We start from the raw sequence: 19825 nt of genomic DNA, 5'->3' as shown, positions 1-19825 counted from the left end.
GGCAGGTCAGAGCCGACGTCCGTACCGGAGGAACAGATAGTCGTCCTCGGAGATCAGCAGGTGACGCAGGGTCAGCCCGGCGGGAGCGGGCAGGGTGCTGGGGGTGCCGCGGCCCAGCGGCTGGCTCCCGGCCAGCTTCGGCGCCAGCGTCACGCAGAGTTCGTCGACCAGATCGGCGCCCACCAGTTCGTCGAGCAGGGTCGGCCCCCCTTCACACAGCACCCGGCGGAGGCCGCGATCCCGCAGCTGAGCCAGCGCGTCGGGGATGTCCACGGCGTCCTCGCCGCAGGTGAGGACCTGACACGGTGTCGCCTGTACCTCGGGATTGTCACGAGCGCTACGGGCGCTGGTGATCAGCAACGGCGGCGCCGACCCGAACATGGTGTCGGGCAGCTTTCCCGATTGAGAGACCACGGCGATCGGCGGTGGTTGCTCGGAGAGTCCGAGCGCGATGCGTTGTTCACGGTGGGCGGGGGACAGTCGGACCGGTCCGTAGCGTTCGGCGCGCGCCGTTCCCGCCCCGACGAGCACTACGTCGGCGTAGGCGCGCAGAGCCACCAGTAGTCGTTGATCAGCGGGACACGACAGCGGCCCGGCGCGGTCCTGGAACGCCGCGGCACCGTCGGCGCTGAAGATCATGTTGGCCCGCACGCCGTCGGGTGCGGGCCGGTAACCGTGGTCCTCGACGGCGCTGCCGGCGTCGACCCGTCCCACCTCGGTCATGCGTCGTGTCCGGGATCGACGTCGCGGACATCGGAGAAGCTGATGAGTTCGCGCAGGTCGTCGGGCGCGCTGCCTGCCATCGGCTCCAGCAGGTGCCCGACATGGTCGCCGACGTCGAAGCGGTGGGTGATCTTGCCGGCGAACCACGACTCGGCCGCGTCCAGTATCGGCAGCCCCTCCGGTCCCGGGTGCCACGTGCATCGGGCGAACTTGTCGGTCTCGTCGCCCGTCTCACCGCCGAACAGTCGTGCCACCGGCAGTTCGTCGCGCGGCAGCACGTGCACGGCCAGGTGGGTGGCCTCGGCGGCCACCGTGAAGGTGTGGTTTCGACGGGACAGCCCGACCAGGAAACGCGGCGGGTTGATGCTGGTCTGTGAGCTGAAGCCGACCAGGCACCCGGCTTGCTGGTCGCCTGCCCTGGTGGTGACGATGAACATCGGGTAGTCGAGCAGCGACACCAGGCTCTCGAAAGCTGCGGTGCCCTGCGGGTTCTCGTGCTCACCCATGCCGAACCGAACCGGTCGTCGGCGCACTCATACGGACCTCCTCGAGTGGGTGGCGTACCCGAAGGCCCCGAGCTGAAACCTGTCGGAGTGTTCATCGCTGCTGGTCAGTGGGGCCGTCGGCGCTGCGGTTTTGGTAGTTCGTGTGTCGGGCACTCTACGGGGACTGGATTCGAACATAGGAGGTCATGGTCATGGCACCTGCCACCCGTACCAGGCCGGTGGCCGGCCGGCGCGGCGCAGATTCCAGTTCGTACTACAACTGGACCGTGCGTCAGCTGAAGAGTCGGGCGAAAGAACTCGGCATGACGGGATATTCCACGCTGAGCAAGGAAGACCTGATCTTCAAGTTGCGCTACTCCTGAACAGAAGTCGAGGTTAGGAGATCCCATGTCAGTGACTGCATTTCAAAATCTACCCGTGGCTGACCGCGATCGCGAATGGGATGGCAGCGCCGCGGAGAAGCGTGTGCGTTCCTGGGCTGACGCCACCGACGAGCCCAACCAGAAGTACCGCGAGGCGCACGTGTGGTACGACAACGAGAAAAAGGACAATTTCACCGCGTACAAGCTGTTGATCGCCGATGTCGTCGACGGTGAGTTGAGAGCTGTTCCGCGTGGCGTCATCGCTGCCGCGGCGGTGATGCAGGGCTCCCGCGGCGGGGTGGACCTCCCAAAGAAGGACATCGACCGGGTGAAAAGCCACCTGGCCAAGTACTACGACAAGATGGACGACACCCCACCGTGGGAGGACGACTGACGGATCACCCGTCCTGGCTGCGTGCCTCCGCGCCGCTCTCTTCGGCATCGAAGTCGTCGTCGGAGAAAGTCTGGCCCACGTAGGCGCCGTCTTCCCCGTCGTTGGCCCGTGAGCTCGCGACCTTGTCGTCAGACTCGACGTCGGGTTCGCTTTTGTCCGGATTCGGTTGACCCATTGTCGGTTCTCCTATCTGTGTTGGCCACGGAAACATGCCCTGGTGCAGCAGCTCTGAAACAATCGCCATGATTGTCCGGACGTGACCTATGACTGACGCCTGAGGCGGCCCCGTTTGGTGGCCCTTACGTCGGGTACCACCACGACATGTCAGATTCGACGACACTTCGCGCGCTGGCCCTGGTGTGCAGCCTCAAACCGAGTCCTGCACCGTCGAGTAGCGCGTTGATAGCAGAGCACCTGTTCGAAACATTGCGTACCCAGGACGTTGAGTGTGACGCAGTCCGATGTGCCGATTTCCAGATCGCCCCGGGAGTCGAGACCGACATGGGCGACGGTGATCAATGGCCGCAGCTGCGAGAGAAGGTGCTTGCCGCAGACATCCTGCTCATCAGCACCCCGGTGTGGCTCGGGCATCCGTCCTCGATCACCCAGCGAGTGCTGGAGCGACTGGACGCGGAGCTCTCCAACAACGACGAGCAGGGACGTCCGGAGATGGCCGGAAAAGTGGCGGTGGTCAGTGTGGTGGGCAACGAGGACGGCGCTCACAAGGTGATCGCCGACGTGTTCCAGGGGCTCAACGACATCGGATACAGCATCCCGTCGCAGGGAGGCACGTACTGGAACGGCGCCGCCATGGAATCGACGGACTACCAGGATCTGGACGAGGTGCCCAAGGCGGTGGCATCCACGACAGCGGCGGTCGCTCGCAACGCAGCGCACCTGGCGCGGGTGCTGCGCCAAGCGCAGTACCCGCCCTACGAGTGACGCCGAAACACCGAAACACCGAAACTTAATGGGAAATGGATCTTATGCCTGACACTTCACGTGATCCTGTCGATCACGCCCGCACCTATCGCCAGCACGCCGGCGAGTCCATGAAGAACGGTGTCAACGCCCCCGGCCTGATCGCCGTCGGGATCGGGGTGGTGGCCCTGGTCGTGGGACTTTTCTCCTTCGGCAGCGGCAACGCCACGGTGGGCATCGTGGCAGTGGTGATCGCTGTGATCCTCGGTGCGTCCGGACTGAGCTGGCTGGCGTACACCCACCGGCGAGTTCGGCAGGCCGAAAACCGCTGGCACGCTGAGCATCCCGAAGTGCCCCACGAGCCGCCGACGAGCTGAGTGCGACGCCTCGCCTGACACAACGCGGCCCACGTATGCCCGGTAGAAAGGGAGGCATGACCAACACCGATCTGCCGGAGCCTCCCCCCACCACGTCGGCACGAACCGCGGGCCGTCTCGCTCTGGCGGGTGTGCTCGTCTTCGCGGGTCTGAGCCATCTGTTCTGGGGGCGGGAGACGTTCCGCGCCCAGGTCCCGAAGTTCGTCCCGCTCGACGAGGACGGGGTGGTGATGGCCTCAGGCGGCGTCGAGATCATGCTGGGGGCCGGTCTGGCGCTGCTGCGCCGCGACCGGGTGTTGGTGGGGCGGCTGGCGGCAGCGTTCTTCGTGGCCGTGTTCCCTGGCAACATCGCCCAGTTCGTGAACAAGCGTGACGGTTTCGGGCTCGACACCGACGGCCGTCGCTTTGTCCGTCTACTCTTTCAGCCGGTCTTGGTCGCCTGGGCGTTGTGGTCGACGGGTGTGCCCCGACGTTGACATGGTGCGTCGTGGGAGCGGCGCGTTGCGGGGTTGTCGGGGCGTCGCGCACGCGAAGTCTCTAGGATCAGCGCGTTGGTGACGCCCCCATAGCCCAATTGGCAGAGGCAGCGGACTTAAAATCCGCACAGTGTCGGTTCGAGTCCGACTGGGGGCACCAGGTCAATACGTTTTTGGCCGGCTGTCCTCTTCGTTCTGTATGCAGGTTGTAATCTCGGTTCCGTGGGGAAGCCTGTGAGTCTGACGGGGACTGATGCCGCTGACGTGAAGCCTCAGAGTTCGATCAAGCGCACTCCAGGCACGGGCGGCGTGATCGATCTGTGGAAGACCCGGGACGGCAAGCCCACGAAGCGGGCGACGGGGAGGTGGGTCCAGGGTCTGGGCAAGCCGCAGGGCATCGGTAGTCGCTGGCGCGGATGGTACGTCGGCGACGACGGCAAGCAACACACCCGCGACTGCCGTACGGAAGTGGAGGCCGAAGCTTGGTCGCGTGACCAACGCGGAAAGGTGGTCACTAACACCTGGGTCAGTCCAGCAGTCGGAACGGGAACCTTTCGTTCGGTGGCGGAGGACTGGTTGTTGACCAAAACCGGTGCGCAGCGGAAGCCCAAGACGATAGCGGGGTATCGGTCGATTCTGGACACGTTGGTCCTGCCTCGTTGGGGCGATGTGCCGATGAAGGAGATCACCTATCCCCAAATTTCAGCGTGGTTCGCTGGGCTCTCAGTGAATGGCGCGCAGTCCGGCAAACCACTCTCCGCTAGCCGAATCCGGCAGACGCATCAACTGATGGGGGCCGTATTCAAGTACGCCGTTAAGGCCGGGCTGGCGACCAAGAACGTCGTTGCCGAGATCGACACACGCGAGGAGCTGCCGAGCGAATCGGTGCGCGAGATGCAGTACCTAAACCATCGGCAGCTATTGGACCTGGCGGACCGCTGCGGGAAGTACGGCACGCTCACCTTGGTCCTTGGCTACTGCGGGTTGCGATTTAGTGAGGCCGTCGCGTTGCGGCGGGGGAGCGTGAAGAACGGCAAGCTCATCATCCGAGAGTCTGCGACGGCGGTCACTGGCAAGGGCATGGTCACCTCGGGCACTAAGACTGGCAAGATTCGCGAAGTGGCGGTGCCGCCGCCGGTCTGGTCGCACATCCTCGCTGAATTACCCACGGATGCCGATGATTTGATCTTTCCTGGCAGGAACGGCAACAATCTGACATTGGGTCAATACCGCTGGGTGTTCGACGAGGCGGTACGGCAACTTCAGCGGCTAGCGATGGACCAGCGGCAAGCGGAGATTGATGCCGAGGAGCTAGATGAACACGGCCAACCAATCACACCGGAGTTCCCTTCAATCTCGCCGCATGCTTTGCGGCACACCGCGGCGAGCCTTCTCATTAAGACCGGGGCGAACATCAAGGTGGTGCAGCGGCAATTGGGACACGCGACTGCGTCTATGACCCTTGATCGCTACGGTCATCTGTATAGCGATGATCTGCAGAACGCAGCCAGGGTGCTAGGGGACGCGATGACGGCTGCCCAGAGCGCTGCTTCGCCGAGTCCAAGCGGTGTAATTGCTGTGAACCAAGCCTAAATGCCCTCGACCTGTGATTACTAGGTTGTGGCATGTTCAGAACTATGAACGAACAGCCCCTATCGGCAATGCCAAGACGATTCTGTGATCACATCAATCAGCCTGTCAGGGTTAGCGCATGACGACAGAGACTACAGCTCGAAGTGAAGTGAAGAGCTCGCGAAGCAATGGCTATCCCCAGCTGCTCCGCACTAGCGAGGTATCAGAGCAGACCGGTATTCCGGTGGCGACATGGCGGTGGTGGCGACATCGAGGCGAAGGGCCGCGTTCCTTCAAGCTCGGACGTACCGTCTTCTACGACGCCACAGACGTGGCGGCGTGGATCGAAACGCAGAAGACAGCGACTGCTCGCGGCGGTGCCCGGTGAGCGCCGACACGGGACACGATCTCGGGTATCTAGCGGACCTCGCGGCTTCTGACGGCTGTCAGACTCTGAATGAAGTCGAGCAGTTTCTATCTCGCTTCATTGCATACCCGAACGACCATGCACGCCATGCTCATACGCTGTGGCTCGCCCACACATGGCGGATGGATGCGTGGGAATCGACACCCCGCATTGCGTTCATGTCGGCGGAGAAAGGCAGCGGTAAGACTCGCGCCTTGGAGGTAAGCCAGCTCCTGGTGCCGCGAGGGATCCGCGTCTCACAAGCCTCGACCGGTTACATCCTGGCGAAAATCTCGGACGACCTCCCAGCCACGCTCTTCTACGACGAGATCGACACTGTCTATGGTTCGCGGGCCAAAGGCAATGAGGATCTGCGAGCGCTGCTAAACGCGGGGCACCGGAGAGGTGCCACAGCCGGACGTGGGACTTGGGAGAACGGTGTCCTGGGTGGGCAAGAGTATTCGGCGTACTGCGCGGTTGCGCTTGCAGGACTCGGCAATCTCCCCGATACGGTCGCCGACCGAGCTGTAGTGATCCGCATGAAGAAGCGGAAACGCATTGAGCGAGTGGAGCCATGGAGGCAACGCACGAACGGGAGCGAGGCAGCGGCTCTGGGCGAATGCCTCGAAAACTGGATGGCCACCGTCAGTCTGACTTTCCCCGACCAAATGCCGGTGGAAGACCGTGCCGCTGACGTGTGGGAAGCGCTAGTGATGGTCGCGGATGCTGCTGGCGGGCACTGGCCAGAACGGGCTCGTGAGGCGGCGATCGCATTCACCGCCACCGATGAAAAGGCCAGTGTGGGAGTTCAGCTGTTGGGGGACCTTAGGACCGCCTTCGGAACCGACGGCAGGTTGACTACTGAGCAGATACTTTGCTCGCTTTCGCATCTAGGGGAAGGACGCTGGCGGTACTTCCACGCCGACGGCGAATCGTTCAACGCTCGCGACCTTTCAAAGCATCTGCGGCCCTTCGGCATCAGGCCCGTGGATTTGTGGATCGACGGTCGAAACTTGAAGGGCTACAAAGCCGATGATCTTCGAGATTCGTGGGAGCGATACTTGGCTCCGACAGAGGAGCGCGAGAACCGCGAGGGCCGCGAGGAATCTGCCTGAGCGCCTTGGTCTGCTTTTCAGTGCATGGGAATTGAAAATGCAAGACTGAGTTGTTATTTCGCGGAGAGAGAGGCGCTGATTTGCAAGAGGTGTCTCGTGCGGATGTCCGAGGGGTCCTCCCCCAGGCGACAGAGCTCTCAAGGTCAGAGAGCGGCGGGCGTAAGCTGCATACTTTGCCATTGGTAGTGCCCGGTAGGGCGTGCGTTCCCGTGATGCCCTCCTGACCTGCATGTTGAGATGCACTGACGAAGAGCGGCGCCAGGCCGGTGCGATAATCGGTACATGCCAGAATCGAGTCCAGTGGGCAGCCACATTGTCGCGGTGCATCATTCGAACGTATTTTGGGCTGCGGAGGAGCTTGCTAGTGCTTTCGAAGGAGAAGATCTCCGTAAGCTTAAGGTGAGGGCTGGCGAGCACCTCGCTGCCATCCTCGCAACGGCTTACCTCGGATGCGCACCAATTGCTATCGACCGTGCGGGTGAGGCGGATCTCGTTTTCGATTTGTCGCGCTCGAACTGCATCCCCCAGACAATGGGGCTGGCGGATACCCGCTTCGCAGACTTCGAGATCAAATCTCTGAAGGGGCCGTATCGAGAGTTCGACGCAAGTATCGACCGAGATGCGCTGGAGGGGAGGGTTCCTCATGAAAGGGTGTACTCCTCTACGGTCAGGGTAGCTAATGACGTACTAGCGCTTGAAGGGATGGAGGCCATCGAGGCCGCTGTGGGTCAACTGAAACGAAAGTCCGGCGATGACCACTCCAAGAATGTATTCCTAATCTCTCATTTCCTCGATCACCCAATCGCCGAAGTCACCGACGCGCCGCTGCTCGCTCACCATCTTGCCCCGCTCGTCGATGTCGTCGGTGTCGATACCGTTTGGGTGTTATGGGCGCCCCACAGCCTCACGATGTGGTCCGTGAGGAACGCGCGGTGGGCGAATCTGTTGTTCTCAGCGACGAACGAAGGTGCGAGTGAGTCCACTCTGGACGATGACCTGGAAGTACTTGAGCAGGTTGAGTTGGAGTTCTTGAGGCAGGCCGAGGGCGGCATGAGTTCGCCGTATCTGTTTAGGCTGAACTTCGACTCAACCGATGATCAACGCCCTGCTTGATGTCATTGGCAACTGCGCAGTGGTGCATGGCCTCACGCGAACTACTTGCCTGCCCTCTAGCGGAAGGTCGCGGTCCCTAACGCCGGCATCTGAGTGCGCCGGGAGCCTCGGCGTCGTGGCGTATCGAAGCTATTCGGTCAGGCGCGTGTATCCGATCAATTGAACCCCCGTGCACCAATCCAGAATCGCTGGGTCGACTTGGTCGGGTGCATCCAGGAGACCCAGTCGCAGGGCCTCGACCGACATTCCAGGTGGGGCAGCGCTTCGTTGGGCGATGAACGCATCGACGAGTTGTGGCCAGCGGGGGCCCACCCCACCAATCGGCAGAGACAGCACCATCATTGGCGAGACCCAGCACGACGTACTCTGCGCCGTGTTGGTCGATCACGCGCGGAATCGCGAGGATGAACTTCCGTGCCCAACTAGCCCAGCGTCGATGTCGTGTCTTGCCAAGAAGGTCGACGGCAGTGCGCCGCCCCGCGACGCGGTGTGGATCGGTCAATGCATCAGCCAGGGTCTGCCAATCGACTTCGGGATACGTGCCAAGCCCCTCTAAAACGAGCCTCGTGGTTGCCACGTTGGCGGCCATCATCTCGCCATCGGTGATGCGATTGTGGGCTTCCTCGACGTAGCCATACTCGTCATTGCGCCACAGACGCCGGGTGATTCCGATAGCGGCGAGACCAACTAGGTCGACGTGAGGCCCGTATTTCTCGAATAGCTTGCGGCGCAGGGCGAGCGACTCGGCGTCGATGTTGTCGAGCGGCTCATCGTCGGCCATCACGTGTCGTCGTCGCTTAGGTCGGCCAGCACGCGGTAGACCGTAGCCCGGGAGACGCCCAGTGTGGTTGCGATGGTTGTCGCTGACTCGCCTGAAGCATGCATACGGTGTGCCAGCGCCGCCTTGGAGGCATCGAGAGCCTTGGGGCGACCAATGTGTTGGCCACGAGCTCGACGTGCCTCTCTCGCGGCTGTACGGCGTTCACGACCAAGTTCCAGTTCCAGTTCGGCGAGGCTAGCCAGCACGCCTGCCACCATCCGACCCGTGGCGTTCGAGGTGTCGATGCCCTCCCTTAATGACCGCAACACGATGTCGCGCTCGCCCAACTCGCGGATGGTCGTCATGACCTCTGCTGCATTCCTCCCCAATCTGTCGATTCCGACCGTCACGATGGTGTCGCCGGGGCGGGCATAGTCGAGCAGCGCCGCTAGCCCCGGTCGTTGTTCGCGGGTCGATGCGCCCGACAGCGAATCGGTGTACACGCGCTGCGGATCCACCCCGGCTGTCGAGAGGGCATCGAGTTGTTGGTCTAGCGATTGGTGGCCGGTGCTGACTCGTGCATAGCCGAGCTGAACGCCGGTAGCAGAGGCACTCACGAAGGTCAGTTTGTCGCAAAAGTCTCAGAAGTGCAAGATACGAGACTACGATTCTGAGGCATGTTTTGAGACATCTCGAACTGGGAGTCTTTGTTGGCGAGACACACACCAACAAGATGTTGCAAATCTAAAGAATTGAGACGCCATGTGGCAGGACCTTGGTCGGTCAGCGACGACATTCCGCCCTACTGCTGCCCAAACCTCACCGGCGGAAAATGGCTCGAAGCGCGACGCGTCTGCTGGATACCCTCAGTTAGTGGCAAATAGCAAAGGGAATCAAAACAAGACGGATGACGATCGTTCGCAGGGCGCGGCTAAGCCGGATGTGGCTTACGTGTTCGCGCCTCAACGAGAGCGGATGAGTTCGTACTTTGATCTGGTGTTCTCAATGGGAGCGGCAGGTGACGACGCCCTTCGCGGCGCGACTCGACCCGAAAGGAACCGCGAAGCGCGGCTCTTTATCTTTGACGCCTGCATGTTCATGAGAGGCATCAACGCTCTCAAATCGGCTCGTGTGTTGTGCGAGGAGGGGCAGTGGGAGTTCGCCGTCGGAATTGTCCGACAACTATTCGAGCTTGTGCTCAACATAGAACATCTCAAGACCTTCAACGACCGCGACCACGGGAACCTGCTGTATGCGAAGTACGGCCTTATGCAGCACGTCGAGAGAGATAGGGGAGCTCTGCTATACGCGAAGAAGACGGGACGGGAGATCGACGAAGACCGCCTACAAGAGGCAGAACAAATCCTTGCCAATGCATTCCCTGAGTTTCGCTCAGTTTCCGCTCGGGGCAGGTTGAATCGCGAGCAGTACTGGTCGGGCCATAACGTTCGTACTCTGGCCAAGCAGTCTGATCATCCGCTTCGCGTCGACCAGTACGACCTTCTATTCGTTCCGTACTCTGACCAGGCGCACGGTGCGCCAAGTGCACTTGTTGACGCGATGTTTCCGCGCAGTGTGAAGCCAGAGGCGATTTTTGCCAAAGACTCAGTCCACATCGGCCAAACGTTAATCATGGCTATCAACCTGTATCTCGAACTGTGGGAGCTGCTAGAGCATGTTCCCCAAGCTGATCCAGAGCAGCGACTCGCGTGGGTTTCGGCCACCAGAGCAGAAGCAGAGAAGTTCGGCGTTTGGCCGACGACGCCTCATCCGTGATGCGTCAACTGTGAAAGAGAAATCGGAGTGATACGCGAACTCGGCTAGCTGGCACCAGTTTGGGTCGCACGGCGACGCTACGGCGTAGCCAAAGTGGAAGGCAGAAGGACTCCGTCGCTAGGGACGCTGCCACGGCCACCCCGCTAGCGTATCCAGACACCTCTTAAGTCAAAGCTTCCCTGGGCGCGTACGGTAATGCTGATGTCGAAGTGTCTGGGGCGCAGGGCCTCACGTCGATCTGGGCCTGCGCCCGTCCCATTAAAGGCCGGAGAGATCGGAAGATTACGCCGCTATTCGGCTAGGGGCTTTTCAGGTATTGGTCGATGTCGGCGATGGCGTGCTTGATGTCGAAGCAAGCGGCGATACCCGAGTTGGTCTCGAAAAAGCGGTCCTTTGGTGATAGCGGGGAGACACCCACTCGGTGCGGGTCAGGGGTAATCAGTTCGGGAATGATCCGTACATTCGCGGGTGCATAGCTACTAATGACACCCAGCGCCTGATAGCTGGCGGACCTCGAGTCGAAAATGACCACCGGACCGCCGGAGAACCCGTGGTTGGCCATCCCATCGAGCAACCAGACTTTTATGTCGTAATGGTCCGCCTGTCCAGACACCATCGCCCGCTTGATCAACGGAGTTGTAGACGAAGGCGTTAAGCCGTAGGCCTCCGGGAGGTCAAAGCCGGGGAAGCCCAAGAAGTACACGTCTTGGGTAGGCCGCACGTCATCTCCGCCGAAGGGTAATAGCGGCGGTCCTAAGTTGATGTCTTGAGACCACACACGAAACACAGTTACATCGGCACGAAAATCGACCATGTCGAGCTTTTCTAAGTCCGATCCGGAATGCTTGAAGCCGCTTTGGTCTAGGACGCTGAATCGCCTGTCGCGGAGCGTAATCGGCCTCCCGTGTCCCGGAACGACGACCTCTGTGACGACGTGCCTCGCGGTCACTAGCCAGTCTTGTCTCTGGTAGCGCAAGATGAACCCGGAACATGAGCCGGAGTTCTCGTTCTCGATCCGAAGAGTGCGCGCGTAGCAGTGCGAAAATGCCTCCGGTGGTTCCATCTTCCACTACCCTCTCGTGGCTGCTGGTTGAGTTAGGTTCCCGCAACCAGCTTCTGGATGCGCTCCTTCAGTCGCTGCGTCCGGACGCTACCTGTCAGAGCCACCATCGGGATTCTGTTTCCAGCGACTCGGTTTAGTAGAGCGCCCAGTAGCAACAGCGCGCCTGTATCTCCCAAAGTAGCGACCTCATGAGGGTCGTACTCGAAATTCGGCGCATGCTTCAAGCTGTTGTAGGTGCCCCAAAATAGATCCACCCAGGCGTCGAGATCGCCGCCGACAAAGTCGGTGAAGGCTGGTCCAACGTAGCGGCCCAAAGCCATCGGAAGGGGCTCATTCTTCTTGCCTCGTTTCCGGGGTCTAGCCCACGCCCGTTTGAATTGTTCGTTATGTAGACGGGTCCAGTACTCCATGCCGACGGCAATCTCTATGAGGTGTACCTCAACTCCGGTCTCGCCGTAGCGAAAAGTGTTTGTAAGCGGGCCTGTGGCTCGCGGATGCTTTGCGTCGAGTCGAATCCAATTGCGCAAGCCCTGGACACCGCCAATGTGACCCAAGTAGAACAACGGCACCCTAGTCATTGACTCTGGACTTGACACGCCGCCTCGGCGCGGCAGCGCCATCAATCGAGAGTTCCAGAGTTTGGCGGACTCTCGCGGCCTACCGTCGTCTTCGATCTTGAACTCAACCCTTGCTTGCTCCGCTGGCACGAATCCTTCGTGGGCGAGATTGATCAGGTCCTGGACGGCGATTAGCGGCACAAGGTGGTCGTGCCACCTGCGCGGTGTCCGGCTCGACGTGCCAACCACGAGCGGCGCATTGATCGTTCGCCGGTCATCGGGACCGTCCACGTGCCATGTCGAGTCCAGCTTCAAGTTGAAACCGCGTCGGATCTCGAGTTCAAGAGACTTCACCTCAATGGTTTTGGCAGTGAATTGCCTGGGTGACCCGTCGACGCTCTCTGCGATGCTGGTGAGTCCGGCCCAACGTGTAACTTGCGGGATCTCTAGTTCAACGGTTAGAAATCTGTCGTCCTTCAGCGTTGCGAGTGGCACATTCACGATCACACCGCGGGTTCGTACTGTTTGGGTTGAGGCCCGCTGGCCCATCACGTTCGACTGCGCGACACCGGCGACATCGAAGAAGATGGAGCGAGTGACGTTCGTCATCGCATAGATCGTGTCGGGAAGCGGCAGTCGCTCGATGTTGCTGCCAAATTCGCTGTTGTATTGACGAGTGCGAAGCGTATCGATGTGGAATAAGTTGTCGTCGGCCAACCGCACGTAGCCGTCGTCCGCCTTGTCGAGATTGTAGACATCGCCGAAATTCATCCAGAAATGGCCGAGTGTCCCATCCATCGTGTCGCGTAGTCGATCCCCATAGCCGGATCGTTCCACCAAGAATCCACAGGGCGGGCCAGACACGCAGACTCAGCCGCCTCGACCCCGTAGCTAGTGCGGATAAGACGTCAGATGTCGTCGTCACCTGGCGATCGGGGAGGCTCGGGCCGCAACCCAAAATGCGCCAGCCAGAGCGCAAGAACGATGCTTCGCAGATGGCCTCGGGTTATGAATCGGTTCTTCGATTCGCGGGGAGCTAGCTCGTCCGTTCTTCGAAATCCGAGCATCGAGGAACAAATAGTCCGCGAGTTTTATGTCCCCTCGCTCGCATCTAAATCACCAAAGACGGTGAAGTTGCCGCGCCGCTGAATCATCGGATGCGCGGCGAGCGTCGCGTAGTCGTCCCATAGCGTGAGCACGTCGTCAGCGATGCTGTCGAGCCGACGTCGATTCAGCGTCTGCCAAAGGTGCGACTGGTCGCTGAAGTGAACGACGTGCTTCGACGCGAATCTCCAATGTTCTTTGAGGCGAAGCGCGAGCTCTGTGTCTTTCGGAGGTTGCCAGGCTGGGTCCAGGCTTGCTGCCGATGCATCGGCCTTTTTGCTCGACGGCTGTACGCCGAGGAACTCAACCAGTAACCGGACATTTATCAAGAAGCTCTCCATAAGCGCCACATGAACTGCCAATGGCTGACCGAACCTGTACGACTCGGCGGGCAAGCGTTCAACTAATTCGGCTGCCTGAGTGGCAAAAAATCGCTGCATTGTTTGTTTGTCGGCGGCGAATGGCGGTGACAGGCGGACGGGTCTCACTGAATCATCATCCCAGGCCGCGCAACAGCGTTTCCTCGCGGTGAGCGTAGCGGTCGAAGTCCCGACAGTAGTTGCGACAAGTCGATGCTGGGTGGATCGACGAGTGTCCTAACCTTTGCACGCGAGCGACTTTCGTGAGGGAGCGTGCGAACGCTGTTGGTTGACCGGTTGCGCAAGTGATTGAGCGGGCAGTCCGACGACGAGACTAGGCACCGGTCTAGGTGCATTCCCGGCTTGGTCGGCAATCCGGGCGTCGATGGGAATGGGGCGCGTTGCAATTGCCTGCACATAACTCTGTCCAGCAGGGGTGTTACTTGTAAACGGTGTGTATGCACATGTCACCGCAGACGGCCCATCCGTACCAACGCTAAATTGAGCGAAATGCCAGAACAAGCCGCTAGTCGCAGGCAGACCCCAAGAGTACCGATACCTGCAAACGACCAAAAAGGCGGACTTAAAATCCGCACAGTGTCGGTTCGAGTCCGACTGGGGGCACTGAAGTTCTTGCAGGTAAGGGCGATTGCAGGCAGCTCCCTGCGTGAGCACCGCGTCAGCGAGGAACCTCGACCAATACCTAGACTCCAAGAATGCGCGTGCCTCGCCGAATCGCCGAGTTCAACAAGCGAGTCACCAATCCGGCAGCTCGCACGATCACACCCTGGCTTCCGAACCTCGGGACGCTCGAGCACGTCGGGCGGAAGTCGGGTAAGCGATATCGAACGCCCCTTCTGGTGTTCCAGACCCATGATGGCTACGCCATCCTCGTCGGCTACGGCCTGCAGACGGACTGGTTCAAGAACGTGCTGGCCGGTGGACCGACGGTGCTGCGCAAGCGTGGACGGGCTGTCGCGCTCGTCAACCCGCGGGTGGTGAGCAAGGCCGAGGCCGCGGCCAACGTCATACCGCGTTCTCGCCTCCTCTACCGAGCGTTTCCCTACAACGAGGCAGCCGTGCTGCTGACGAATGTGGGCTCCGCGGATTGACCTCTGTACCGCGAGCGCAAGAATGTCGGTGCGTATCCGCCCCAGCCGCAGCCACGTCGGTGCCGTGACGCGATCCGCTACTCACTCACTTGAATGAGCACCTTGCCGGTCACTCCGCTCTCGACCGCGTCGTGGGCAGACGCAGTCTCCTCGAGCGGAAAGTAGTGCACGGGCAGCCCGTTGGCTTCGCCGACCCCCATGGCCCCGTCGCGGACCGCGGCGGCCACGTCGTCGCGAGCGTTGGCCAGCACATCCTCGCCGACGGTGTACAGGACCAGGAACTGGTAGCGAGCGTTCACCCACATGTTCGAGATGATGTCGAGTTCCACACTGCCGCCACCGTCGTTGGCGTAGATCGAGATCGTCGCGCGGTTCGACACCACTGCCGCGTCGAGCGCGGCGTTCGGCCTCGGGGCGACCTCGAAGACGATGTCGACCCCGTCGGGCGCGATCTCGCGGATCGTCGCCGCAGTGTCCCCGGCTCGGTAGTTCACGATGTGGTGGGCACCCGCCGAGGCCGCCAGCGCCTCCTTCTCGGGGGTGCTGACGGTGGTGATGACGCGGGCACCGGCCCACCGGGCCAGCTGTATGGCGGCGTGGCCGACCGCTCCGGCGCCGCCCGCCACAAGCACCGTCGCGCCGGCGAGGGCTCCGGGCTCCAGCCGCGACGGCCAGCCCTCCGCCACCGTGAGCGCCCGGTGTGCGGTGATCGCCGGCACCCCGAGGCTCGCCCCCACGTCGAAACCGACGGCATCGGGCAGCGGGACCACCGACGTGACGGGCAGCACGACGTACTCCTGGGCCGTACCGTCCGGGCGCTGATGCTGGGCCATGAAGACCCAGACCCGATCACCCACCGCGAGGTCGGTGACACCGGCGCCGACGGCGTCCACCACTCCGGCGCCGTCGTGGTGGGGGACCACCTCGGGGAATTCGAGCTGCTGGCCCGGGCTCGTCCCCTTCCTGTGCTTCCAGTCGGTCGGGTTGACACCGGAAAACACGATGCGCACCCGCACCTGCCCGGCGTCGGGGTCGGGAACCTCACGGTCTTGCGGTTGCAGAACCGAGATGTCGCCTGTTCGGGAGTAGGTGATCGCCTTCATGAGACGCACAACGCGATGCGCGGCGGAAGATGTTCCAACGGGTCGGCCCGGGTGCGTCGTGAACCGGACTCCGCGATCACCTCACCGTGCTGCTGAAGCTACCTCAATCTCACTGGTGCGCTGTCGCGCTGCGCCTTTCGACCATGTGACGAAGGACGATTGAGACTACCCTCGTCGCCTGATGTGCTTTGACGATCGCAGCGGCAGGGTCAGGTCACTGACGGCAACGGCCTGGCGGCGTGTTGTACTCTTCGCACCCGCGTTCTCCGGCATGAAGAGGGCAGTCCGTGATCAATGGTGATCGCGCCACGAAAGGCGGCACTTCGCACGGTCGTCGGCTCGGCGACCGGCTGAAATCGACCGTCCCGGCCCGTCGCGACGCGGTCGTCGCACTGATCGGCCTGGGACTGGTCGTTGCGGCTTTCGCCCTGCCGCACATGGGTCTTGGTGTGCTGCCGTTGATCGACGTCACTCCCGCGAAGTTCGCCGAGTTGGCAGCGTCTGCACCGATTCACGGCGCGTGGGAGATGCACGTCGGCGCGGGCACCGGCCCCGCCATCCTGATCGGATTCGCCGTCGCGCTGTGGGGCCCGTCCGTCGCGCAGCGATTGCAGTGGCGGACGTTGATCCTGTCGACGTGGGCGACGGCCTGCGTATGGGCCTTCTCGCTGGCGATGGTGGATGGCTGGCAGCGTGGTTTCGCCGGCCGCCTGACCACCCGTCACGAATACTTGCAGCAGGTGCCGACAATTGGTGACGTCTCCGACGCGGTGCGCGGCTTCGCCGACCGCATCCTCGACTTCCAACCGGATTCGTGGATCATCCACGTTTCCGGACATCCACCCGGTGCGTTGCTGACGTTCGTCTGGCTCGATCGGCTCGGATTGGGCGGCGGAGCCTGGGCGGGGTTGTTCTGCTTGCTGATCGGATCGAGCGGCGCCGCCGCCATCGTCGTCGCGGTGCGTGCGGTGGCCGACGAGGTGACGGCACGGGCGGCCGCACCTTTCGTCGCGGTCGCGCCCACGGCCATCTGGGTCGCGGTGTCGGCCGACGGCTATTTCGCCGGGGTGACCACCTGGGCCCTTGCGCTCCTGGCGGTGGCGGTGCGCTGCGAGGTGCGGCATCCGGTGCTGACCGCGGCCGCCGCCGGCCTACTGCTGGGGTGGGCGGTGTTCCTCAGCTACGGCATGGCTTTGATGGCGCTGCCCGCTCTCGCGGTCTTGATTCTGGCGAAGAACCGCGGAACCGCGGTACGTGTCCTTCTCGCGGCGGTGCTCGCTGCCGTCATGGTGGCGGTGGCTTTCCTGTTGGCCGGCTTCTGGTGGTTCGAGGGCTATGAGTTGGTGCAGCAGAGATATTGGCAGGGAACCGCCAGTCACCGGCCATTTCAGTACTGGGCATGGGCCAATCTGGCCTCGGTGGTGTGTGCGGTTGGGTTGGCCGGTGTCGCGGGGGCCGCCCGGGCGGTCGACTTCGGGGCGCTCCGGCGGCGTGGGGGCCTCCACGTGGTGGTCGTGGCGATGCTGGTCGCGATACTCTTTGCCGACGCCAGCATGCTGAGTAAGGCCGAAGTGGAACGCATCTGGTTGCCTTTCACGATCTGGTTGCCGGCCGCCGCGGCGTTGCTACCGCCACGATCTCATCGCTGGTGGCTGGTCCTCAACGTCACGGGCGCCCTGGTACTCAACCACGTCATCTTGACGACCTGGTGATAGTCCGCGAGGTCGTCCGCAAGGTCTGTGTGACGGGCGTGGTGGCCTACGGCCCCACTCAGCGGTACACCAGGTCGATGCGGCGGAAAGCCCCGAGGGCGTGGTCCTCGCGGAAGGCCTGATGATCGCGCTTGCAGCGGCTGTCGGCATCGTCGGCGAACCGCACGATGTCGTCGACGAAGAGTTCCGGAAACCCGATGGCCTCGACGATCTCCGGTTCGACATCATGGTCGAGCAGACCGGCTTCGTCGGAGAGCGCGTGTGCATGGGCGAGCACCTCGCCACAGATCTGCGCATACTCGCGCCACTGCTTGAACGACAGGTCATCGAGGTCCATATCGTCGCGGAACCACGAGCGTTCCCTGACCAGAAAGCTGATCCCGCGGTGCTTGATGCTGCCGTAAAACCGGTCGCCGCTGACCAATTGGACGCGTTGGCCGTGCACGACGCGGTCGGCGTTTCCTTCCACCAGGTGCTCTGACGGTGGCACCAGACCCTCGAGCGCCGAGCGTCGCGCCTGCTTGAGTTCGAGCAGGATGTCATCGGACGCATCGGTCAGCGGCCCCTCGATCATCACGTAGTAGCGCACCAGGCCCAGGGATGCCGTTCCCTGACCGCGACGTTCGGCGACGTCCTTGACCCGCATCGCGCCGGCACGCATGGGCACCGTGATGCCGGACTCCTCAACGTAACGGTCGATCAGTTCCTGGAACTCGTCGCGGCGGCTGGAGATGGGCACCAATTTGCTGCTGGATTTGAAGCCGGTGGCCGTCTCGTTGTAGTACTTCTTGGAAAGCCACTTGGCCCGACCACCGGACTTGGCGCTCTTGATCAGACTTGCGATCAACTCGGGCGCGTTGTCCTCCCGCAGATCTGAGTCGCCTTCACTGTGATCGGTGGCGTAGGCGCTGATCCTGTCGACATATCCGTGGACGAAAGAGCGAATGATCTTGCAGCGCTTGCCGTGCCCGTATCCACCGATCTCGTCGGCGGCGATCATGAACCCGGTGGCGCCGCGTTTCAGATCCCAGGTGAAAGGCGCATAGAAGACCTCGTCGTAGTCGTTGATGCCGAAGATCGGCACGTTGTCGGCATTGGGCATCACGCCGAAGTTCTCCGGGTGGATGTCGCCGGCGGCCAGCACTGTGGGCATCCAGGCGTCTTCGCCGGCCATGTCGCGATAGAACAGCAGGGCGGTGCCCCGGAAGAACGAGAACCTTGACCCGGCGAGTTTGTCGAACTTCCCGAAAGCCTCCTCGTTGTGCCGGGCGATGCGGAGCTGATGGTCCTCGCGGATGGTCTGGCGCACATGTAGGCGACGGTCGTCACCATCCAACATCCTTGGCAGCGGCACCATTTCGCCGTCGGCGCGCGCCTGTGCGAGCAGCCGGAACGACTCCACGCGCGACGCAGGTCCCGGTCTGCCGGCATCGTCGGCGGCCGCGGTCTCGTCGTCGCGCGCGGACACCCGGCCGCCGGCGTCGGTGTTGTCGGCAGCGGTGTCGTACTCGGCGGTGCTGTCGCCCTCGTTGCTCGCGGCGGCTTTGTCGTCCATGCCCACCGAGCTTATCGAGGCCCTTGACTGTGGCATGAATCACAGTAATATGACCAGTGGTCATAGAGGACTCGGAGGCGTGATGCCGACAGTGACATGGGCCCGTCTCGACGGGAACCGTCGGGCAGCGGTGGTGGCAGCTGCGGAGGCGGAGTTCGCCGCGCACGGCTTCTCCCGTGGCAGCCTCAATGTCATCGCTCGGCGTGCGGGCGTGGCCAAAGGCAGTCTGTTCCAGTACTTCGCCGACAAGCGCGACCTCTATGCCTACATCTGCGACGTGGGCAGCCAACGGGTGCGGGTCTACATGGAGGACCAGATCCGCGAACTCGACGCCGGCAGGCCGTTCTTCGAGTTCCTCACCGATCTGCTGGACGCCTGGGTCGCCTACTTCGCAGAGCATCCGCGCGAACGGTCGCTGCACGCCGCCGCAAGTTTCGAGGTCGACACCGACGCGCGGGTGAGCGTGCGGGCAGTGATGCACCGGCATTACCTCGAGGTGCTGCGGCCACTGGTGCACGACGCACGAGGACGTGGCGACCTGCACCGCGATGCCGATATCGAGACCCTGCTCTCACTGCTGCTGATGATCCTGCCGCACCTGGCGTTGGCGCCCTATGTACGGGGCTTGGACCCGGTACTGGGGCTCGACGAGCTCTCACCCGAGCAGCCGGCACTGGCGGTGCGCCGCTACATCGCGGTGCTGGCGACGGCGTTCCAGCCTGCCCTTGTACATCCCGATCAGCCCGCTTCAACCTAGGA

General features: G+C 62.3%; 23 protein-coding genes and 1 tRNA gene. 14 read left to right on the top strand and 10 right to left on the bottom strand.

Annotated elements, in window-relative coordinates; all coding sequences use genetic code 11:
* Nucleotides 1–6 precede the first annotated feature (6 nt).
* Complete coding sequence (locus G6N53_RS26615; RefSeq protein WP_163894187.1) at nt 7–723, bottom strand: pyrimidine reductase family protein; 717 nt, start codon at nt 721–723, stop codon at nt 7–9.
* Nucleotides 720–1229, bottom strand: a complete 510-nt coding sequence (locus G6N53_RS26610) for a flavin reductase family protein (protein WP_163896395.1) — start codon at nt 1227–1229, stop codon at nt 720–722. The genes G6N53_RS26615 and G6N53_RS26610 overlap by 4 nt, the downstream gene beginning before the upstream one ends.
* A gap of 191 nt (nt 1230–1420) precedes the next feature.
* Between G6N53_RS26610 and G6N53_RS26605 the strand changes: the two genes are divergently transcribed.
* Entirely contained in the window at nt 1421–1591 is a 171-nt protein-coding gene (locus G6N53_RS26605; protein WP_371870867.1) for a Rho termination factor N-terminal domain-containing protein, read from the top strand.
* Between the two features lie 25 nt (nt 1592–1616).
* On the top strand, nt 1617–1985 hold the full coding sequence (locus G6N53_RS26600) for a hypothetical protein (protein ID WP_163894183.1): 369 nt from the start codon (nt 1617–1619) through the stop codon (nt 1983–1985).
* A 4-nt stretch (nt 1986–1989) separates the two neighbouring features.
* Here the strand turns inward: G6N53_RS26600 and G6N53_RS29960 are convergent, their stop codons facing one another.
* The gene (locus tag G6N53_RS29960) at nt 1990–2160 is read right to left on the bottom strand and encodes a hypothetical protein (protein WP_205390472.1); all 171 of its coding nucleotides are present in this window, start codon (nt 2158–2160) and stop codon (nt 1990–1992) included.
* Between the two features lie 146 nt (nt 2161–2306).
* Here G6N53_RS29960 and G6N53_RS26595 point away from each other — a divergent pair, with 146 nt between their 5' ends.
* The 8 genes from G6N53_RS26595 to G6N53_RS26560 all read left to right on the top strand — a co-directional run bounded on the left by G6N53_RS26595 (nt 2307) and on the right by G6N53_RS26560 (nt 7965).
* Nucleotides 2307–2927, top strand: a complete 621-nt coding sequence (locus tag G6N53_RS26595) for a flavodoxin family protein (RefSeq protein ID WP_163894180.1) — start codon at nt 2307–2309, stop codon at nt 2925–2927.
* A gap of 44 nt (nt 2928–2971) precedes the next feature.
* On the top strand, nt 2972–3283 hold the full coding sequence (gene usfY, locus G6N53_RS26590) for a protein UsfY (protein ID WP_163894178.1): 312 nt from the start codon (nt 2972–2974) through the stop codon (nt 3281–3283).
* 56 nt (nt 3284–3339) lie between these two features.
* Complete coding sequence (locus tag G6N53_RS26585) at nt 3340–3759, top strand: DoxX family protein (protein ID WP_163894176.1); 420 nt, start codon at nt 3340–3342, stop codon at nt 3757–3759.
* An 83-nt stretch (nt 3760–3842) separates the two neighbouring features.
* Nucleotides 3843–3919: transfer RNA gene (locus G6N53_RS26580), tRNA-Leu, on the top strand.
* A 62-nt stretch (nt 3920–3981) separates the two neighbouring features.
* Nucleotides 3982–5352 (top strand): tyrosine-type recombinase/integrase, encoded by a 1371-nt coding sequence (locus G6N53_RS26575; protein ID WP_237166652.1) that lies wholly within the window; start codon nt 3982–3984, stop codon nt 5350–5352.
* 118 nt (nt 5353–5470) lie between these two features.
* Nucleotides 5471–5719: a helix-turn-helix transcriptional regulator gene (locus G6N53_RS26570; RefSeq protein ID WP_163894174.1), complete on the top strand. Its 249-nt coding sequence runs from the start codon at nt 5471–5473 to the stop codon at nt 5717–5719.
* Nucleotides 5716–6852, top strand: a complete 1137-nt coding sequence (locus G6N53_RS26565; protein WP_163894172.1) for a DUF3631 domain-containing protein — start codon at nt 5716–5718, stop codon at nt 6850–6852. The genes G6N53_RS26570 and G6N53_RS26565 overlap by 4 nt, the downstream gene beginning before the upstream one ends.
* A 282-nt stretch (nt 6853–7134) precedes the next feature.
* The gene (locus G6N53_RS26560; RefSeq protein ID WP_163894171.1) at nt 7135–7965 is read left to right on the top strand and encodes a hypothetical protein; all 831 of its coding nucleotides are present in this window, start codon (nt 7135–7137) and stop codon (nt 7963–7965) included.
* 76 nt (nt 7966–8041) lie between these two features.
* On the opposite strand, the gene G6N53_RS26555 is transcribed toward G6N53_RS26560, so the two are convergent.
* Complete coding sequence (locus G6N53_RS26555; RefSeq protein ID WP_163894168.1) at nt 8042–8746, bottom strand: hypothetical protein; 705 nt, start codon at nt 8744–8746, stop codon at nt 8042–8044.
* Nucleotides 8746–9342 (bottom strand): recombinase family protein, encoded by a 597-nt coding sequence (locus G6N53_RS26550; RefSeq protein ID WP_163894165.1) that lies wholly within the window; start codon nt 9340–9342, stop codon nt 8746–8748. Before G6N53_RS26550 ends, G6N53_RS26555 begins: the two co-directional genes overlap by 1 nt.
* Before the next feature lie 256 nt (nt 9343–9598).
* On the opposite strand from G6N53_RS26550, the gene G6N53_RS26545 reads away from it, so the two are divergent.
* Nucleotides 9599–10501, top strand: coding sequence for a DUF5677 domain-containing protein (locus tag G6N53_RS26545; protein ID WP_163894163.1), 903 nt, complete (start codon nt 9599–9601; stop codon nt 10499–10501).
* A gap of 298 nt (nt 10502–10799) precedes the next feature.
* On the opposite strand, the gene G6N53_RS26540 is transcribed toward G6N53_RS26545, so the two are convergent.
* The 3 genes from G6N53_RS26540 to G6N53_RS26530 all read right to left on the bottom strand — a co-directional run bounded on the left by G6N53_RS26540 (nt 10800) and on the right by G6N53_RS26530 (nt 13713).
* On the bottom strand, nt 10800–11564 hold the full coding sequence (locus G6N53_RS26540) for a S1 family peptidase (RefSeq protein WP_163894160.1): 765 nt from the start codon (nt 11562–11564) through the stop codon (nt 10800–10802).
* Between the two features lie 32 nt (nt 11565–11596).
* Nucleotides 11597–12958 (bottom strand): ApeA N-terminal domain 1-containing protein, encoded by a 1362-nt coding sequence (locus G6N53_RS26535; protein WP_163894158.1) that lies wholly within the window; start codon nt 12956–12958, stop codon nt 11597–11599.
* A gap of 254 nt (nt 12959–13212) precedes the next feature.
* On the bottom strand, nt 13213–13713 hold the full coding sequence (locus tag G6N53_RS26530) for a hypothetical protein (protein WP_163894156.1): 501 nt from the start codon (nt 13711–13713) through the stop codon (nt 13213–13215).
* A gap of 587 nt (nt 13714–14300) precedes the next feature.
* Between G6N53_RS26530 and G6N53_RS26525 the strand changes: the two genes are divergently transcribed.
* A complete protein-coding gene (locus tag G6N53_RS26525) occupies nt 14301–14696 on the top strand; it encodes a nitroreductase family deazaflavin-dependent oxidoreductase (protein WP_163894154.1) in 396 nt (131 codons plus the stop codon).
* Between the two features lie 77 nt (nt 14697–14773).
* On the opposite strand, the gene G6N53_RS26520 is transcribed toward G6N53_RS26525, so the two are convergent.
* A complete protein-coding gene (locus G6N53_RS26520) occupies nt 14774–15799 on the bottom strand; it encodes an NADPH:quinone reductase (RefSeq protein WP_163894152.1) in 1026 nt (341 codons plus the stop codon).
* Between the two features lie 350 nt (nt 15800–16149).
* Here G6N53_RS26520 and G6N53_RS26515 point away from each other — a divergent pair, with 350 nt between their 5' ends.
* Nucleotides 16150–17511 (top strand): hypothetical protein, encoded by a 1362-nt coding sequence (locus G6N53_RS26515; protein ID WP_163896393.1) that lies wholly within the window; start codon nt 16150–16152, stop codon nt 17509–17511.
* A 58-nt stretch (nt 17512–17569) separates the two neighbouring features.
* Here the strand turns inward: G6N53_RS26515 and G6N53_RS26510 are convergent, their stop codons facing one another.
* Nucleotides 17570–19066 (bottom strand): DUF2252 domain-containing protein, encoded by a 1497-nt coding sequence (locus tag G6N53_RS26510; RefSeq protein ID WP_163894150.1) that lies wholly within the window; start codon nt 19064–19066, stop codon nt 17570–17572.
* Between the two features lie 82 nt (nt 19067–19148).
* On the opposite strand from G6N53_RS26510, the gene G6N53_RS26505 reads away from it, so the two are divergent.
* The gene (locus G6N53_RS26505) at nt 19149–19823 is read left to right on the top strand and encodes a TetR/AcrR family transcriptional regulator (protein WP_163894148.1); all 675 of its coding nucleotides are present in this window, start codon (nt 19149–19151) and stop codon (nt 19821–19823) included.
* Nucleotides 19824–19825: the final 2 nt, after the last annotated feature.

Origin of the sequence: Mycolicibacterium hippocampi, from assembly GCF_010723735.1 — a bacterium.
Lineage (GTDB): Bacteria > Actinomycetota > Actinomycetes > Mycobacteriales > Mycobacteriaceae > Mycobacterium > Mycobacterium hippocampi.
This window is presented reverse-complemented; position numbering and strand designations above follow the sequence as displayed.

Coding starts and splice junctions, on each gene's coding strand:
- G6N53_RS26615 (WP_163894187.1), bottom strand. CDS start 723: ATGACCGAGGTGGGACGGGTCGACGCCGGCAGCGCCGTCGAGGACCAC.
- G6N53_RS26610 (WP_163896395.1), bottom strand. CDS start 1,229: ATGGGTGAGCACGAGAACCCGCAGGGCACCGCAGCTTTCGAGAGCCTG.
- G6N53_RS26605 (WP_371870867.1), top strand. CDS start 1,421: ATGGCACCTGCCACCCGTACCAGGCCGGTGGCCGGCCGGCGCGGCGCA.
- G6N53_RS26600 (WP_163894183.1), top strand. CDS start 1,617: ATGTCAGTGACTGCATTTCAAAATCTACCCGTGGCTGACCGCGATCGC.
- G6N53_RS29960 (WP_205390472.1), bottom strand. CDS start 2,160: ATGGGTCAACCGAATCCGGACAAAAGCGAACCCGACGTCGAGTCTGAC.
- G6N53_RS26595 (WP_163894180.1), top strand. CDS start 2,307: ATGTCAGATTCGACGACACTTCGCGCGCTGGCCCTGGTGTGCAGCCTC.
- usfY (WP_163894178.1), top strand. CDS start 2,972: ATGCCTGACACTTCACGTGATCCTGTCGATCACGCCCGCACCTATCGC.
- G6N53_RS26585 (WP_163894176.1), top strand. CDS start 3,340: ATGACCAACACCGATCTGCCGGAGCCTCCCCCCACCACGTCGGCACGA.
- G6N53_RS26570 (WP_163894174.1), top strand. CDS start 5,471: ATGACGACAGAGACTACAGCTCGAAGTGAAGTGAAGAGCTCGCGAAGC.
- G6N53_RS26560 (WP_163894171.1), top strand. CDS start 7,135: ATGCCAGAATCGAGTCCAGTGGGCAGCCACATTGTCGCGGTGCATCAT.
- G6N53_RS26555 (WP_163894168.1), bottom strand. CDS start 8,746: ATGGCCGACGATGAGCCGCTCGACAACATCGACGCCGAGTCGCTCGCC.
- G6N53_RS26540 (WP_163894160.1), bottom strand. CDS start 11,564: ATGGAACCACCGGAGGCATTTTCGCACTGCTACGCGCGCACTCTTCGG.
- G6N53_RS26525 (WP_163894154.1), top strand. CDS start 14,301: ATGCGCGTGCCTCGCCGAATCGCCGAGTTCAACAAGCGAGTCACCAAT.
- G6N53_RS26520 (WP_163894152.1), bottom strand. CDS start 15,799: ATGAAGGCGATCACCTACTCCCGAACAGGCGACATCTCGGTTCTGCAA.
- G6N53_RS26510 (WP_163894150.1), bottom strand. CDS start 19,066: ATGGACGACAAAGCCGCCGCGAGCAACGAGGGCGACAGCACCGCCGAG.
- G6N53_RS26505 (WP_163894148.1), top strand. CDS start 19,149: ATGCCGACAGTGACATGGGCCCGTCTCGACGGGAACCGTCGGGCAGCG.